The organism is Gemmatimonadaceae bacterium, assembly GCA_016720905.1.
Classification (GTDB): Bacteria; Gemmatimonadota; Gemmatimonadetes; order Gemmatimonadales; family Gemmatimonadaceae; genus Gemmatimonas.
The window spans coordinates 192,900-209,571 of record JADKJT010000008.1 but is presented as its reverse complement, the minus strand read 5'-3'; the positions used below and the strand labels follow the sequence as shown (position 1 = coordinate 209,571).

Genomic DNA, 16,672 nt, shown 5'->3' with positions numbered 1-16,672 from the left:
CACGGTATGCTGCTGACCACCATTGGGTTCTTTGCGCTGACCGGGGTGTTCATCTGGTGGCACCTGCGCGGCAGTGCGCCGGCCGGCACGGCGCCCCCGCGCGCGCCAGAGGCATCGCGCCCGTGCGCGCGATGCGGCGCATCAGTGGCATTCTCGGCGACCTACTGTCCGGGGTGCGGCATTGCCCAACAGATCTTCGAAATCGTGGGTGCACCGACGTCCGCACCCGGTGCGGCCGCGCCGGGTGCGGCGCCACCGCGCGCACTCGTGCGGGCTGACATGTGTGTGGGGTGTGGCACCTGCGTGGCCGCATGCCCTGAAGTCGGCGCCATCGTGATGCGTGGCAAGCTGGCCGTGGTCGACGACGCGCTGTGCAAAGGCCACGGCGACTGCGTGTCGGCGTGTCCGGTGAGCGCCATTGCCGTGACGACCGGGGCCGCGATCAATCGCATCGCGGTCCCGATGATCGACGGCAATTTCCAATCCAACGTGCCGGGCATCTACATCGTCGGTGAACTGGGCGGCCGCGGTCTGATCAAGAACGCGATCAACGAAGGGAAGATGGCCATCGAGCACGTGGTGGCACAGTTGCCGCCGTGTGAGGCGCGCAACGACGGCGATCCGGAGGCATTCGACGTGTGCATCGTCGGATCGGGCCCGGCCGGGTTGAGCGCGGGACTCGAGGCGCTCCGCGCCGGTCTGCGCTATGTGATTCTGGAACAGGGATCGGTATCCGATACCGTACGCAAGTATCCGCGCAAGAAATTGCTGTTGGCGGAGCCGGTGTCGATCCCCCTCTACGGGGACCTCTGGATTGCGGACGCTTCCAAGGAGACGCTGCTTGAGGTCTGGGGAACGATCATCGCGAATACCGGTTTGCAGGTGCGAACCGGAGTGAAGGTCGATCGTGTCGTCCGCGACGGCCGGTTCTTCGATGTGGTCGCCGAGGGGGCTCACTACCGCGCCCGGCGTGTGGTGTTGGCCATGGGACGTCGCGGCACTCCGCGGCGCCTGGGCGTGCCCGGCGAGGAAACGGACAAGGTGTTCTTCGACATCGTCGAGATGGAAGCATTCGCGGGCCAGAAAGTGCTGGTGGTTGGCGGCGGCGACAGCGCGGTGGAGTCGGCGCTGGGGCTGGCCAACCAACCGAATACGGAAGTGCGTCTCAGCTATCGCGGTGAGTCGTTTGCGCGGGTGAAGGCACGCAACCAGGACAAGCTCAATCAGGCGATCGCGTCAGGGCTGGTCATTCCGATGCTGCGCAGCGAAGTGCGCGAAATTCGCTCCGACGTGGTGGTCATGGACGTCGAGGGTGAAACCATGATCCTGCCCAACGACACGGTCATCGTGCGCATCGGCGGTGAAGCTCCGTCGGCGTTTCTCGAGAAGCTGGGTGTGCGCATCGTGGAGAAGGACGTGCCGATGCCGCGCGAGGTCGCCAAGGTCGGATGATTCATGCGCTGCACTGTGGTGACGGCAGGCGTCGATGGCTGGCGCGCGGGCTGGCCGTCATGGTGACGCTGTTCGTGATGGCGCTCCCGCGCAGCGTGGCGGGGCAGATCTCGCCCGGCAAGTTGGCCCGGCCGCACGCCAGTCTGGAGGGGTCCGCGCAATGCGTACAGTGTCACTCGTTGTCGCGGGCGCCGATGGCCACCTCGTGCCTCAATTGCCACAAGGATGTGAAGTCGCTGATCGACCAGAAGCGCGGGTATCATGCGCGCCTGACGGCCTCGCAGCGGATGGAATGCGCGAGTTGCCACCCTGATCATGCCGGCGAAGACTTTGCGATGATCGCCTGGCCGGGAGCGGGCAAGGCGCGTTTTGATCACAAGCAGGCCGGGTGGGCGCTTGAGGGGAAGCACGTCGAGGCCAAGTGCGAGGACTGCCACACCACGAAGTATCGGAAGTCAGCGGTGGCGGCACTGTCCAAGCGCAAGACTGGCACCCCGTGGGTTGGATTCGAGACCACCTGCAACAGCTGTCACGTCAGCGATGACATTCACGAGGGGGCGCTCAAGGGTGGCTGCGACCAGTGTCACGATGCCAAGGCGTGGGCACCGGCTCCCACGTTCGCCCATGACGACGCGCGCTATCCGCTGACCGGCAAACACTCGGACGTGAAATGCGAGAAGTGCCACGCCACCGCGAGACTGCCGCTGAAGCTGTCGGCGAAGGGTGAAAAAATCCCGCTGTACCGCCCGGTGCCGTATGCGAAGTGCAACGACTGCCACGCCGATCCGCACAAGGGCCGTATTCGGGACGCGTGCAGTACGTGCCACGAAACGAAGGGGTGGGCGACGATCGACAAGCGCGAGTTCAACCATGACGCCACGCGGTACCCGCTAAGTGGCAAGCATGGCGCGGTGAGCTGTGCGGCGTGTCATGGCAAGGGCAACGAGAAGCCGACACCGGCCTTTGCCACCTGCGCCGGCTGCCATGCGGACGTACATCGGAACGAAGCGGGCCGAACCCGTGACTGCGCCGCCTGCCATAAGGTGGCAGGATTCGCTCCAGCCACTTATACCGTGGCGGAACACGCCGGTACGGCGTATCCGCTCGAGGGAAAGCATACGTCAACCAAATGCGCCGCCTGCCACACCACGGTCCGCACTGCCGCCGCGTCAGCGACGGGCGGTTCGGCGCAGGGTGTGCTGAGCGCCGCGATGTATGTCCGCCTCAAGATGACCGCCACCACGTGCACCGACTGTCACGTCGACGCGCATGATGGGCAACCGGCGGTGCGCGGCGCCAAGGGCGGCTGCACGTCGTGCCACACGGTGGAGGGCTTCAGGCCCAGCACGACGACCGTGGCGGCCCACGCGAAATTCCGTTTTGCCCTTGAAGGGGCGCACGCGACGGCCGTGTGCGCCGCCTGTCATGCCGTCGATCGCAAGGGTCTTCCGGCGCTGACCATGTCCACCGGCAAGGCCAAGTTTGCGTTTGCCGTTGGTGATACGGCGTGTGCGAGTTGCCACGCTGACCCGCATGCCGGTCGCTATCTGGCGAGTGGCGCAAAGGCCAATTTGGGGGGCAGCGCGTCATGCCGTGGCTGTCATGGCACGGCACGCTTTCGTCCGTCCACTGTCACCAGCGACAGTCACCGCACGCTGGGCTATGCCCTCGAAGGAGCCCATCGGGCACTCCCCTGTGCGAATTGTCACAAGGAGCTGATAGCGCCGGCGGGGCGTGGCTCGCTGAAGTTGAGTGCGCTGGCTCTGCCGGCCCTGCCGTTCTCGCAGTCACGCAGTGCCCAATGCGTGGGCTGCCACGAAGAGTTGCATGGCACCCAGTTCGGTCGTCGCAAAGATCGTGGAGCCTGCGAGTCGTGTCACACCGTCTTGCGTTTTGCCGGTGCCGAACGGTTCGACCATGAAAAGGCCACCAAATTCCCGCTGGCTGGCGCCCACGCGACGGTCGCCTGTGCCAAGTGTCATCCGATCGCGCCAGCGCGTTCGGTGATGCCGAACACACCGGAATCGGCGCGCCGGCAGTACGCTGGTGTGTCCACCGCGTGCGAATCCTGTCATACCGCGAAACCGAAGGGGGCACGATGACGTGGTCGCTACGACTGCTGCTGGGCGTGGCCCTCCTCGGTGCCACCGGTGTTGGCGGGGCGCAACCGCGTCCCGCCATTCAGCCGCCTCTGCGCGTCGCCACGGCAGCGTCCACGGTCAGCTCACCGCACGGCACCGAGTTGCGCGAAGCCTGCGCCAGTTGCCATCGCGCGGATGCCTGGAAGCCGGCGCGCATCGCCCCGACGTTCAAGCATGCCGAGCGCACGTTTCCGCTGGTCGGCGCGCACGAGCGCGCCACCTGCCTGTCGTGTCACAAGCAGCTCGACTTCAAGGGCGTCACCACCACCTGTGCCTCCTGCCATTCCGATCCGCACAAGGGTGAATTCGGCGTGAGCTGCGCCCGTTGTCACAACACGCGCAGCTTCATCGATCGCGGCACGGCTGTACGCACGCATCAGGCGTCGCGGTTCCCGTTGCGCGGCGCCCACGCCATCGCCACCTGCGAGTCGTGCCACATTCGCACGGGACCCGGCCAACTGCAGTTTGCCGCGCGCAGCAGCTCCTGTCAGAGCTGTCATGCGCCGACGTTCCGGGCCACCAAGTCGCCCAATCACGTGGCCGCGCATTTTTCGCAGGACTGCACCAGCTGCCATACGATTTCCACCTGGACTGGCGCCTCGTTCGACCACAACACCACCAAATTCGCCCTGACCGGCAAGCACCAGACGGCGACCTGTGCCGGCTGTCACGCGGACAACGCGTATGCCGGGCGCAGCATGAGTTGCGTCTCGTGTCATCAGGCCGACTACGCCGCGGCGGCCGAACCCAAGCACAGCCAGGGATTCCCGACCGCGTGCGAATCCTGCCACGGCACGGCGCAATGGAAAGGCGCCAAGTTCGATCATCAGACGCAGACCAAGTACCCGCTCACTGGCAAGCACGTGGCCGCGACTTGCGTATCCTGCCACAAGACCGGCACCTATGCGGGCACGCCATCCACCTGTCTCAGCTGTCATCAGCCCGATGTCGATCGCACCAGCAAGCCGCCCCATCGCGCGGCGGGATTCTCCAATACATGCGAAGGCTGTCACACCACCACCACGTGGCTGGGCGCACCGTTTGATCACGGGACCACGCGATTCGCGCTGACCGGCAACCATCGCGCGGTCACCTGCGCGGGGTGTCACGCCGACAACGTGTTCAAGGGCAAGTCGATGGCCTGTGCCAGCTGCCATCAGGGCAAGGCTGACGCCACCACCAATCCGCATCACGCGCAGGCCCGGTTCGCCGCCACGTGCGAATCGTGTCACACCACCACCGCCTGGGCCGGTGCGCGATTCGATCATGCGCAGACGCGTTTCCCGTTGACCGGGCGCCATGTGCCGCAGACGTGCCTGGCCTGCCACAGCGACAAGGTCTATGCGGGCAAGTCGGCGGTGTGCCAGTCGTGTCACCAGCGCAACTACGATGGGACCACGCAGCCCAACCACCGCCAGCTGGGGTTCCCCACCACGTGCGAGACGTGTCATACGCCGGCGCAGTGGGAACACGGCCAGTTCGATCATGCGGCGATCACGCGCTTTGTGTTGACCGGTGCGCATCTGACGCTGAGCTGTCGCAGTTGCCATGGCGACGGCGTATTCCGCGGCAAGCCGATGACGTGCGTGGGATGTCACCAGACCACGTACGACGCGACCACGGCGCCGCACCACGCGCAGGCCCGTTTCGCGACGACGTGCGAAAGCTGCCACAGCACGCAACGGTGGACCGGCACGCCATTCAACCACAACGCCACGCGTTTCCCGCTGCTGGGCAAGCATGTCGGCGCCACCTGTCTCGCCTGTCACAGCGACCGGGTCTACGCCGGCAAGCCAAGCATCTGTCAGTCGTGTCACCAGCGTGACTTCGACGCCACCACGCAGCCCAATCATCGCACCACCGGGATTCCCGCCACCTGTGAGAGCTGTCACACCGCCACCGGCTGGAAGCCGGCGACCTTCGATCACAACCAGACGCAATTCCCGCTGGCCGGTGCCCATCGCGCGGTGAATTGTCAGCTCTGTCACGGCGATGGCGTGTATCGGGGCAAGCCCACCACGTGTGTGAGCTGCCATCAGGGCAAGTTCGACGCGACCACGCAGCCCAATCACCGCACGTCCGGCTACAGTACCACCTGTGAAACCTGCCACACGGTGACGGCGTGGAAACCGGCGGCGTTCGACCACTCGCGATTCCCCTTGGTGGGGGCGCATCGCGCCACGACGTGCGAAAGATGCCACGCGGACGGCGTGTTCCGTGGCAAACCCACGACGTGCGTGAGCTGTCACCAGGCCAAGTTCGATGCCAGCACGCGACCCAATCACCGGGCGTCGGGCATTGCCACCACCTGCGAGAGCTGCCACACGGCAACGGCCTGGACGCCGGCCACGTACGATCACGCGGTCACGCGTTTCCCGCTGGCGGGCGCGCATCGCGCGGTCAGCTGTGCCAGCTGCCACAGCGATGGCGTCTATCGCGGCAAGCCGACGACCTGTGTGAGCTGCCATCAAACGAAGTTCGACGCCACCACACAGCCGAATCATCGCACGGCCGGCTATGGCACCGCCTGTGAAACGTGCCACACGGTGACGGCCTGGAAACCGGCCGGATTCGATCACGCGCTGACGCGATTCCCGCTGGTCGGCGCGCACCGTTCGGCCACGTGCCTCGCCTGTCATGGCGACGGCGTGTACAAGGGCAAGCCGATGACGTGCGTGAGCTGTCACCAGGCCAAGTTCGATGCCAGCACGCGACCCAATCACCGGGCGTCGGGCATTGCCACCACCTGCGAGAGCTGCCACACGGCAACGGCCTGGACGCCGGCCACGTACGATCACGCGGTCACGCGTTTCCCGCTGGCGGCGCGCATCGCGCGGTCAGCTGTGCCAGCTGCCACAGCGATGGCGTCTATCGCGGCAAGCCGACGACCTGTGTGAGCTGCCATCAAGCGAAGTTCGACGCCACCACACAGCCGAATCATCGCACGGCCGGCTATAGCACCACCTGTGAAACGTGCCACACGGTGACGGCCTGGAAACCGGCCGGATTCGATCACGCGCTGACGCGATTCCCGCTGGTCGGCGCGCACCGTTCGGCCACGTGCCTCGCCTGTCATGGCGACGGCGTGTACAAGGGCAAGCCGATGACGTGCGTGAGCTGTCACCAGGCCAAGTTCGATGCCAGCACGCGACCCAATCACCGGGCGTCGGGGATCGCCACAACGTGCGAGAGTTGCCATTCCGCGACGGCATGGACGCCCGCGACGTATGATCATGCCGTCACGCGATTCCCCTTGGTCGGGGCGCATCGTGCGGTGAGCTGTCTGGGATGTCATGGTGACGGGGTGTATCGCGGCAAGTCGATGACCTGCGCCAGCTGCCATCAGGCGAAGTTCGATGCCAGCACGCGACCCAATCACCGTACGTCGGGATTTCCCAACACGTGCGAAACGTGTCACTCGGCTACCGCGTGGACGCCCGCATCATTCGATCATGCCACCACCGCGTTCCCGCTGGCCGGAGCGCATCGCACCGTGACCTGTCAGGGTTGCCACGGCGACGGCGTGTTCCGTGGCAAGACCACCACCTGCGTGGGATGCCACCAGAACGCGTTCACCTCTTCGTCGCGGCCGAATCACACAGCGTTGGGGTACTCCACCACGTGCACCAGTTGCCACAATGTCACCGCGTGGACCCCGTCGTCCTGGAGTCACAGCACCACGACGTTCCCGCTCACGGGTCGCCACCTGCCGGCCACCTGTCTGGCCTGTCACTCCGACGGCGTCTACCGCGGCAAGCCCAAGGTGTGCAGTGCCTGTCACACGCCAGAGTTCAACGCGACCACCAATCCCAACCATCGCACGGCGGGCTTCCCGACAACGTGTGAGAGTTGCCATACGACGTCGCAATGGACCGGTGCCACGTTCAACCACGACGGACCGTGGTTCCCGATCTACTCGGGCAAGCACCGCGCCAAATGGACAACCTGTACGCAATGCCACGCGAACACGTCGAACTACAAGGAGTTCACCTGTCTGACATGTCATGAGCACGCCCAGACCACGATGGACAGCAAGCACCGTGGTCGCAGCGGGTACCGCTACGAGAGCACCGCATGTTACGCGTGTCATCCACGAGGCTCGAGTTGAGAATCGCCGTCGCGGCGGCGTTGTGCGTGGGCGGGCTGCTGGTGGCCAGTCCGCTCGCGGCACAGCAGTCGGGCGCCGCTCGTGCGCCACTTCCCAAGCGACCGGCCACAACACCGGTGCGCAAGGTGACGCCGTCGGCCGCGCGCGATAGCGCCACCGCGAAGAAAATCGTCGTACCAACCACCGCTGCTGCACCGACGAGCGGCGCGGCAGTCAAACCCGCGGCCGACCCGCGATTCCGGTGGGCACGGGTTACGTACCTGAGCGGCGAACTGATCTACATCGATGCTGGCAGCATGGCCGGACTGCGCGAACGGAGCGTGGTGGATATCATGCGGCGCGATTCGGTCATCGCCGTGCTCGAAGTGCAGTTCGTGTCGTCGTCCAGTGCCGCGTCGCGCATCACCCGCGGCACCGGCGTGGTGATCGGGGACAGTGCGCGATTTATTCCGGCGGTCGATCCCGTGGTCGTGGCGTCCAGCACCACCGTGAGCCGCGACAGCGCGAAGCGCGATACGCCGCGTCTGGGGGATACGCGAAAGAAGGGACCACGCGCGCTGCAGGGCCGTCTGGGCCTGCGCTATATGTCGTTGCAGACAGGCACGGGATCGAGTGGGCGACTCACGCAGCCGGCCGTCGACTTGCGACTGGAAGGACATCGCATGGATGGTTCACCGCTGGGGATTCTGGTTGACGCCCGTGCCCACCGGCAAACCACCGGCAGCGGACGAATCGACGGCAGCACGCGTGTCTATCAATCGCTGGTCGAGTTTCAGGGCGGCGGCACGTTCCCCGCTCGGGTGACCATGGGACGACAGCTTTCCAATGTGTTGTCTCCGCTGGGGTTCTTCGATGGTCTGACCCTCGATATTGACCGCAAACACTGGCGTGTGGGGGCCTTGGGCGGCACACAGCCCGACTACCTCAACTTCCACCCGTCGGGGGCGATCAAGGAGGCAGGGGCCTGGCTGCAGTGGCACAATGCGCCGGGCACCGGCTCGATGTTCCAGACGACCGTGGGGGGCGTGGGGTCGTACACCACCGATGGTGTGAATCGCGAGTTCGCGCTGCTATCAACGATCTATGTGAGTCCCGTACTGTCGCTGTATGCCACGCAGGAAATCGATGTCAATCGTGGCTGGAAACGCGACGCCGAAGCGGGGAAGGGCATCACCCCGACTTCGACCTTCGCGACGTTGCGCGTAGCGCTCAACCGGTCGCTGTCGGTGAACGGTGGCTATGACAGTCGGCGCAGCGTGCGACTGTACCGGGACTTTCTCACGCCGGACATCGCGTTCGACGATGCGTTGCGCAAGGGATACTGGGGCGGCGTATCGATGTCAGTGCCGCACGTTTACGCGAGCGCGGACATGCGCACGAGCAACGGCGAGACGGTAGGACGCAGCCAGTCAAACACCGCGATGCTGTCGGTCACACGCCTGACGCCGCTCGGACTCGGCATGCGAGCCCGGGCCACGAAATACACGGGACCCACGGTGACGGGTACGCTGACCTCGGCATCAGTGGAGGCCAATCCGTTCGGCCGCATTCGCCTCGAAGCGACAGCCGGCCGACGTGACGACCAGCGCGCGACCGATGGTATGGTACCGGCGCGCACCACGTGGGTGGGCTTCGATGCGGATGCCGGAATCGGCCGGCAGTGGTACGTGATGGTCTCGACGTATCGCGAGATTGGCGCGGTGGATCGGCTCCTGCAGCAGTATGTTTCGCTGAGCTGGCGGTTCTAGGGTGCTGTCGCAGCAACCTCCTGCGACAATCGGAAAGGCAGGCTCACCGCTCAGCGATAGTGTCAGAACATCTTGGAGCCACTTGAAGTACGCGTCAATCCATCACGACACGGAGCACTTGTGAGTCGAATATATGGGATCTCGGTTCGCCGCTTGTCGCGAGGTCTGTTGGCACCGGTCACCCTGTTGGCGGTGGCCTGCAGTGCCCCCGACGTACCGAAAACACCGCTCGGTGCAGCCGACGGTGGCGCATTTGTTCCGGGTGCAACCAATCAACTGCCGCCCGGCCTGACAGCCAGCGCGGCCGCACGTCTGGACAGTGGCAACATCGCCTTCCGTCTCAAACAGTACGATCAAGCCATGCGCTTCTACGAGGCCGCCGCGAAGGATGTCCCCGATCATGCGGCGCCATGGTATGGCATCTACATGGTGGGTCAGGCTACCGGAAACACGGCATTGGCCGACAGCGCGACGCGTGCGGTGGCGAAGCGCAGCGGCGGCGGTGACCTGCTCGATACGGGACTCGTGAAAGCGCACGGCGGGCCCGACAAGGCGCCGGCCCTGCCGAAGAAGCACCCGTAAACGACGCGCCTGAGGCGTCCGCGCGACGCGTCAATGCGTCTCGCGGCGCGCGTATTGCCGACCCAACCACACAGTGAGCAGCAGCCACGCGGCCGAGAACGGCACCATGGTGAACGCCAGCCCTGATAGTCCCAGTCCGAACACCGCCATCCCTGCGTACGACCACGCACCCACCTGGTCGCCCAGTCGATAGACAAAGGTGTCGCTGAAGTTCTTGGCTTTGTACTTGTCCGTGCGATCAAGCACCGTGAACAGGGCTTCGCGTCCGGGCCGCTGAATCGCAAAGTTGCCGGCGCGACGAATGGTCTGGAACACCACCAGCACCATCAGCACCGGGGCGAATCCCATGATGCCAAAGCCGATCATGGTGACGATCGGCAGGAACGCCAGCGCGGCGCCCACCCCCAGCCACTTGATGAAGCGGCCGGTGAGGAAGAGCTGGGCCAGCAGCGTCAGCGCGTTCACGGCGATGTCCATCGTGCCGAACACCTGCGTGCGGGCCGCCCGGTCGTCGCCAAACACGCGGGCCACGACGTCCACCTGCTGGAAGTACAGGAACGTGGACGAGATCGTGTAGAACAGGATCAGTGAGGCAATGCCCAGCAGGTAGGGCGACGACACGATGTGCCTGATCCCGTCCAGCATGCCGCCGCCAATCACCTCGTGCGACGCGTCGCCCGCCGACGCAATCCTCGCTTCAGTGGGTGTCAGAACACGGGGTGACGAGGCCTCGTGCGCTTCAACGGTCCGCATTCCCGACTCGGCGTGGTCCAGCACACGCGAGGCGCGCACGGCCAGCTCGAGGATGAGCGCCGACACCAGCATGAGATTGAGCGGACCAAGCACACCGACCAGCGCCGTCGTAATGGTGGCACCCAGCATGGCACCCACCGTGCCACCCACGGCGACGACACCGAACAGCCGCTTGCCCTGCCCCGGACGGAATACGTCGGTGATAAGCGACCAAAACACCGACACCACGAACAGATTGAAAATGCTGGTCCAGATAAAGAATACGCGGCCGACCCATACCGCCTGAGACGCGTCGACGGCCCGGAACACCAGGTAGAAGGCGATCAGATTCAGGATGAAGAATCGATAGGTCCATCCGATGAATTGCCGTCGGCGCAGCGTCGACACCAGCTTCGAGTAGAGGGGATGCACCAGCAGCATGCCCAGCATGGTGCCAGTGAACAACCAGGCCAGCTTCTCGGCGCCGCTGGACGCGCCGATATCATCACGAATTGGACGAATGACGTAGTACGCGCACAACACCAGGAAGTAGTAGGCGGTGGCCCACACCAGCACGGCGCCTTCGCCAGGGCGCGCGCCAACGCTGGTGCGCAGCCGAGCCAGGAATCCCGAATCCGCGGTCATTTTCAGCGGCCGGGTGCGGGCGGCAACGCATCCACGAATTCAATGATCTGCTTGCGTTGCGCGTCGTTAGGGATCCGTCCGATCCCGCCGCCGATGTTGTCAATCATGTTCTTCGCCTGGCTGGTTGCCGGTGTCACGGCGGTAATCGCCGGGTGTGACAACGTGAATTTGAGGAAGAACTGCGCCCAGGTGGCGGCGTCGAAGTCCTTGGCGAACGCCGGGAGTTCCTTGCCGGCGGCACGACGGAACAGGCTGGTGCGGCCGAATGGTGCGTAGGCCAGGACGGCGATCTTCTTTTCCAGCGCCAGCGGCAGGATGAGGTCTTCCACGTCGCGATTGTCGGCCGCGTAGTCGACGCCGATGAAGTCGAGTGGCTCACTCTTCATGACGTCGATGAGCTGCGCGTACTGATTGGGGAACGTGGTGGTGATGCCCACGTAGCGCACCTTGCCGGCCTTCTTGTACTCGCGCACAATGCCAAGTTGCGTGGCGGGATCACCCATGTTGTGCACCTGCAGCAGATCGATTTTCGGCTGATTGAAGATCGCCAGCGACCGGTCAATCTGCGCACGCGCCGCGGCCGGGTCGGCGGCCGTGCCGCCCCGGCCGGCCACGTTGACCTTCGTGGCCCAGAACATCTTGTCGGCAATGCCGAGTTCATTCACCAGCTTGCCGGCGACCTGCTCGGAGGCACCGTATCCGGGTGCCGTATCGAAGACGCGGGCCCCGCGCTCGGACATGGCCTGAAAGACGGCGCGCAGTGCGCTCACGTCCTCGGCACGTGCCACTTGCGAGAAAGTGGCCGAACTGCCGAGCCCGATGACGGGGATCTTCTCGCCGGACGACGGGATGGCGCGCTGGATCAACGGTCCCTGGGCGAGCGCGCGCAACAGCTGCGGGGTCAGTCCCAGTGTCGCGCCCACGCCGGTGGTGATGCCAATAAACTCCCGACGGTTGATCATGATGGTGTCCTCACGGGTGGAAGCATGGAAGTCGGCGGGGCGACCCGACGGCTAATACTACGAGCAGAAAGGGTGATCTGCTGGGCGCGCTACAACGCGCAGCGATTTGACGCCAAACGTGCTACGATACGCGATCCTCGCGAATTGCTCCTCACGTCCCGTTCCGCTCATGGCCCGTCTTTTCCGCTCCCATCCATCGGCATCGCGTGCGCTGGCAGCGTCGATAGCGCTCTTGCTGACCACGCCTCATGGTGCCGGGTCGCAAGTGCCTCGCGGCCTTCGTTCTACCGATATCTACCGTCTACGCGACGTGGGTACGGGGCGCATTTCGCCGGACGGCGCATGGATTGCCTATACAGTCACCACCACCGACTCCGCGAAGGACAAGAGCGACAGCGACGTCTGGATGGTGAGCTGGGATGGCAGCCGCACGCTTCGCATGACCGCGTCGCCGGAATCGGAAAGCAATCCGCGATTCAGCCCGGACAATCGCTACCTGTCCTTCGTGTCGGGCCGCTACGACTCGAAAGGCGGGCAGATCTGGCTGCTCGACCGCGCTGGAGGGGAAGCGGTTCGTCTCACCGACCTGAAGGGGGGCGTGAACGAATACGAGTGGTCACCAGACGGAACACGCATTGCCGTGGTGTCGCACGATCCCGACCCCGAGGAGGCAAAGCCCGACTCGCTCAAGTCGAAGAACCCCAAACCGATCGTGTTGGACCGGTACGGCTTCAAGCGCGACATCGTGGGCTACCTTGATCGCCTGCGCGATCACATTTGGATCGTTGACGTTGCCACGAAGAAATCGGTGCAACTCACCACCGGCGATGTCGATGACGCGTCGGTGCGCTGGTCCCCCGACGGCCGGCAGTTGGCCTTTGTCACGGAACGGGGCGAGGCCGATCCCGATCGCGCGAATAACAGCGACATCTACGTGATCGACGCCACCGTCGGCGCGACGCCGCGCAAGCTCACCACGTGGAACGGACCTGATGCGGGTCCGGTGTGGAGCCCCGACGGAAAGTCCATTGCGTATCTGCAGGGGAGCGAGCCGCAGCTGTCGGCGTACACGCAGAATCAGATTGCGGTTATTCCCAGTGCCGGTGGTGCGGCGCGATACGTGGCGCCCTCGCTGGATCGTGACGTGAGCGCGCTCACCTGGAGTACCGATGGTTCGACACTCCGCTTCCTGCTGGGAGACGATCGCGCCGTCCACCTGGCCGCTGTGCCGGCATCCGGCGGGGCGGTCACGCGTCTTGTGCCGGGACGGCGCGTGGTCTCCGCGTACGACGTTTCGCCCAATGGGCGGCTCGTACTCAACACCGGCACGGCCGTTCGAACACCCGAGGTTCACGCGTTCGAGAACGGGACCCTGCGCGCGCTGACGCACGTGAACGACTCGATCTTCGCGGCGTTGCGTGTGGGCATGACGGACGATGTGTCCTTCAAGAACAAGGACGGACTCACGGTCGGTGCGTTGCTGGTGAAGCCGGCGGACTTCCAGGCCGGAAAGAAGTACCCGTTGTTGCTGCGCATTCACGGCGGGCCGAACGGGCAGGACCAGCACAGCTTTGCCTTCGAGCGCGAATTGTTCGCCGCGAACGGCTACCTGGTGCTGGCGGTGAACTATCGCGGCAGCAGCGGGAAGGGTCAGGCGTGGAAGAAGGCGATTTTCGCCGACTGGGGAAACAAGGAGGTGCAGGATCTGATGGCGGGCGTGGACCATGTCATCGGCATGGGCATCGTGGACACCACGCGCATGGGCATCGGCGGGTGGAGCTACGGTGGCATTCTTACTGACTATACGATCGCCACGACCACCCGATTCAAGTCGGCCACGAGCGGGGCCGGCAGTGCACTGCAAACAACGATGTACGGCTCCGACCAGTACATCTATCAGTACGAAAACGAGCTCGGGGCGCCGTGGAAGAACCCCAAGCTCTGGGAGAAGGTGTCATATCCTTTCTGGCACGCCGATCGCATCACGACGCCCACGTTGTTCCTGGGTGGGGAGAAGGACTTCAACGTGCCGATTGCCGGCGGTGAGCAGATGTATCAGGCGCTCACGTCGCTTGGTGTGCCGTCGCAGATGGTGGTCTATCCCGGGCAGTTTCACGGGATCACGCGACCGAGCTTTGTGCGCGATCGGTATGATCGGTATCTGGCGTGGTACGGGAAATACCTGATGGGGATCGCGCAGTAGTGCTCGCCGTGCAGTCGCTATGGCGTTTTCGTGGTGGAATCCGGGAAGACGAAAATCGCGATCGCCCGACCCTTCCGCTGAGTAGTGGTTCCAAACACGGCAGCCGCAACCTTGGCAGCCGCTCCAGGCTCATCGATCGCATCCAGAATGACGCCATTTGCGCCAAGCTTGGCCGCCTTCTGGCGCATCGATTCCATCATCTCGCGCTCGTTGGTCCAGCTCGATTCAGCGGTCGAGTTGAGCAGCGCGATCTCCTCGTACTTCCCGGTAACCTGCGCAGCGGTGCGGTAGATGCGTACCTGATCGGCCGAGAGTGGCGGGTGCTTCACCGCGGATGGATTCAGAATCGTGGCGTTGGTCGAGAGGCACGCCGAGAGGGCCACGGTCAGCACCAAAAGTACATTTCGGATCATTTCGCCTCCTGACGTGTGAGTACTGCCCCTCACGCTAGAAGCGGTGTAGGCGTGACAACAAGGGCAATTCCCTGACCGGCGCATCGGGTTCCTCATGACAGGCGCCGTGTCCGGGTGATTCCCCCCCCCCGTGCGATTCGCGACGAGACGGCGAGGCAGATTCACGGGTAAGTTCTCAATGCGGCAAGCCGGTGCGAAGACTGAAGACCCCGATTGCGAGGACAACGTGACCAAGGGACGTGAATCCAAGTCCGGTGTGTTCATCGCCGAAGACTTCCGAGACAACCTGATCATCGACCGATACGATCCGGTGTTCGCGTCGATGCGGGCCAGCAAGCGCAAGCACTTGCGCAGTGTGAATAGCGAGGATGCCGTGACCTGGAACGTATTCCGGTCGCTGCGCCAGATCGCCCCCACCATTTGGCTGCCCGACCTGTTCGCCACCGCCTTCCCCGGTGCGATGCTGTCGCATGCCGAGCATGCGACCGTTGCGCTGTGGAAGACGGTGGAACCGCCACCGGCGCTGTTGGTGGACGCCGACGAAGGCGAATCAGAAATCGATGTCGTCATCGAGACACCCAGTATGGTGTGGTTCATCGAGGCGAAGCTGCACGGCGACATCAGTACGCGCACGACCACACGCGCCGACCGCGACCAGGTGTTGCGCAACATCGACGTGGGGTCGTACTACGCCGGCGTTCGGCGCTTCCACTTCAGTCTGCTGGTCGCTGATCGCCGGCGCTCGGAGGAGGGTGTCAAGGCGGTGGAGAGTTATCGCGACGTGACAAAGGTGCGTCACGCGCTTGGCAAGCATCGGTCCGATGGATTGGAGAACCTGGGTGGTGTGGGGCTGTTGCTCTGGTCGGACCTGGCCGAAGTGTTGGCCGGAACGATCGACTCGACGAGCCAGGAGGACGAGCGCCTGTATGCGTCGCGAGCACTGGCGTGGCTGCGCGGGATGGGGCTGTGAAGGCCATGAATCGAGCGACCATGCGCGTCCTCGCCGCCGTCTTCATGAGCCTCGCGGCGTCGGCGTCACCGGCGCAGCCGACGCCGTCCGACTGGGCGTCGCTGCAGCGATTCCGGCAGGCCAACGCGGAACTCGCTCCGCCCGCGCGCGGAGAGCCGCGCGTGGTGTTCATGGGCAACTCCATCACCGAGGCGTGGGCGCCGCTGTTCCCCACCATGTTTGCCGGCAAGCCGTACATCGGCCGCGGGATCAGCGGGCAAACCACGCCGCAGATGCTGGTCCGCTTCCGGCAGGACGTCATTGCGCTCAAGCCCCGTGTCGTGGTGATCCTCGCCGGCACCAATGACATCGCCGGAAACACCGGTCCGTCAACGCTGGAGATGATCGAGGACAACCTTGCGTCGATGGCCGAGCTGGCGCGGTCGAACGGAATTCGTGTGGTCTTGTGCTCGGTGCTGCCCGTGTTCGACTACCCGTGGAAGCCCGGACTTGAGCCGGCACCGAAAATCGTGGCGCTCAACACGTGGATTCGCGCGTATGCCACATCGCATGACGCGCAGTACGCGGATTTCCACGGCGCCATGGCGGATGCGCGGCAGGGGCTGCCGAAGGAACTGGCAGCGGATGGCGTGCACCCGAACGAGGCAGGATACCGGGTGATGGGGCCAATCGTGGAGCAAGCGATCAGGGCGGCGCTGCAACGAACGAGGTAGGAC

Annotated in this window: 12 protein-coding genes; 9 read left to right on the top strand and 3 right to left on the bottom strand. The window is 64.6% G+C overall.

Going from position 1 to position 16,672, the window contains the following annotated elements:
* Positions 1–6: 6 nt before the first annotated feature.
* The 6 genes from IPP90_09445 (at position 7) to IPP90_09420 (ending at position 10,031) form a co-directional block, all read left to right on the top strand.
* Positions 7–1,452, top strand: a complete 1,446-nt coding sequence (locus tag IPP90_09445) for an NAD(P)-binding domain-containing protein (GenBank protein MBL0170940.1) — start codon at positions 7–9, stop codon at positions 1,450–1,452.
* On the top strand, positions 1,449–3,554 hold the full coding sequence (locus IPP90_09440; protein ID MBL0170939.1) for a hypothetical protein: 2,106 nt from the start codon (positions 1,449–1,451) through the stop codon (positions 3,552–3,554). The genes IPP90_09445 and IPP90_09440 overlap by 4 nt, the downstream gene beginning before the upstream one ends.
* Positions 3,512–6,490, top strand: a complete 2,979-nt coding sequence (locus IPP90_09435; GenBank protein MBL0170938.1) for a hypothetical protein — start codon at positions 3,512–3,514, stop codon at positions 6,488–6,490. The genes IPP90_09440 and IPP90_09435 overlap by 43 nt, the downstream gene beginning before the upstream one ends.
* Positions 6,487–7,701: a hypothetical protein gene (locus tag IPP90_09430; GenBank protein ID MBL0170937.1), complete on the top strand. Its 1,215-nt coding sequence runs from the start codon at positions 6,487–6,489 to the stop codon at positions 7,699–7,701. The genes IPP90_09435 and IPP90_09430 overlap by 4 nt, the downstream gene beginning before the upstream one ends.
* Positions 7,668–9,449, top strand: coding sequence for a hypothetical protein (locus IPP90_09425; protein MBL0170936.1), 1,782 nt, complete (start codon positions 7,668–7,670; stop codon positions 9,447–9,449). The genes IPP90_09430 and IPP90_09425 overlap by 34 nt, the downstream gene beginning before the upstream one ends.
* 120 nt (positions 9,450–9,569) lie before the next feature.
* Complete coding sequence (locus IPP90_09420) at positions 9,570–10,031, top strand: hypothetical protein (GenBank protein ID MBL0170935.1); 462 nt, start codon at positions 9,570–9,572, stop codon at positions 10,029–10,031.
* A 30-nt stretch (positions 10,032–10,061) separates the two neighbouring features.
* Here the strand turns inward: IPP90_09420 and IPP90_09415 are convergent, their stop codons facing one another.
* Both IPP90_09415 and IPP90_09410 read right to left on the bottom strand, forming a co-directional pair.
* A complete protein-coding gene (locus IPP90_09415) occupies positions 10,062–11,408 on the bottom strand; it encodes an MFS transporter (GenBank protein ID MBL0170934.1) in 1,347 nt (448 codons plus the stop codon).
* 2 nt (positions 11,409–11,410) lie between these two features.
* On the bottom strand, positions 11,411–12,370 hold the full coding sequence (locus IPP90_09410) for an aldo/keto reductase (protein MBL0170933.1): 960 nt from the start codon (positions 12,368–12,370) through the stop codon (positions 11,411–11,413).
* A gap of 169 nt (positions 12,371–12,539) precedes the next feature.
* Between IPP90_09410 and IPP90_09405 the strand changes: the two genes are divergently transcribed.
* Positions 12,540–14,573, top strand: coding sequence for a S9 family peptidase (locus tag IPP90_09405; protein MBL0170932.1), 2,034 nt, complete (start codon positions 12,540–12,542; stop codon positions 14,571–14,573).
* Positions 14,574–14,590: 17 nt separating this feature from the next.
* Here the strand turns inward: IPP90_09405 and IPP90_09400 are convergent, their stop codons facing one another.
* Positions 14,591–14,986, bottom strand: coding sequence for a hypothetical protein (locus tag IPP90_09400; protein MBL0170931.1), 396 nt, complete (start codon positions 14,984–14,986; stop codon positions 14,591–14,593).
* 226 nt (positions 14,987–15,212) lie between these two features.
* On the opposite strand from IPP90_09400, the gene IPP90_09395 reads away from it, so the two are divergent.
* Together IPP90_09395 and IPP90_09390 are read left to right on the top strand one after the other, a co-directional pair.
* The gene (locus tag IPP90_09395) at positions 15,213–15,956 is read left to right on the top strand and encodes a hypothetical protein (protein ID MBL0170930.1); all 744 of its coding nucleotides are present in this window, start codon (positions 15,213–15,215) and stop codon (positions 15,954–15,956) included.
* Between the two features lie 5 nt (positions 15,957–15,961).
* The gene (locus IPP90_09390) at positions 15,962–16,669 is read left to right on the top strand and encodes an SGNH/GDSL hydrolase family protein (protein ID MBL0170929.1); all 708 of its coding nucleotides are present in this window, start codon (positions 15,962–15,964) and stop codon (positions 16,667–16,669) included.
* The last annotated feature ends 3 nt before the right edge of the window (positions 16,670–16,672 follow it).

Coding starts and splice junctions, on each gene's coding strand:
- IPP90_09445 (MBL0170940.1), top strand. CDS start 7: ATGCTGCTGACCACCATTGGGTTCTTTGCGCTGACCGGGGTGTTCATC.
- IPP90_09440 (MBL0170939.1), top strand. CDS start 1,449: ATGATTCATGCGCTGCACTGTGGTGACGGCAGGCGTCGATGGCTGGCG.
- IPP90_09425 (MBL0170936.1), top strand. CDS start 7,668: ATGTTACGCGTGTCATCCACGAGGCTCGAGTTGAGAATCGCCGTCGCG.
- IPP90_09415 (MBL0170934.1), bottom strand. CDS start 11,408: ATGACCGCGGATTCGGGATTCCTGGCTCGGCTGCGCACCAGCGTTGGC.
- IPP90_09410 (MBL0170933.1), bottom strand. CDS start 12,370: ATGATCAACCGTCGGGAGTTTATTGGCATCACCACCGGCGTGGGCGCG.
- IPP90_09405 (MBL0170932.1), top strand. CDS start 12,540: ATGGCCCGTCTTTTCCGCTCCCATCCATCGGCATCGCGTGCGCTGGCA.
- IPP90_09400 (MBL0170931.1), bottom strand. CDS start 14,986: ATGATCCGAAATGTACTTTTGGTGCTGACCGTGGCCCTCTCGGCGTGC.
- IPP90_09390 (MBL0170929.1), top strand. CDS start 15,962: ATGAATCGAGCGACCATGCGCGTCCTCGCCGCCGTCTTCATGAGCCTC.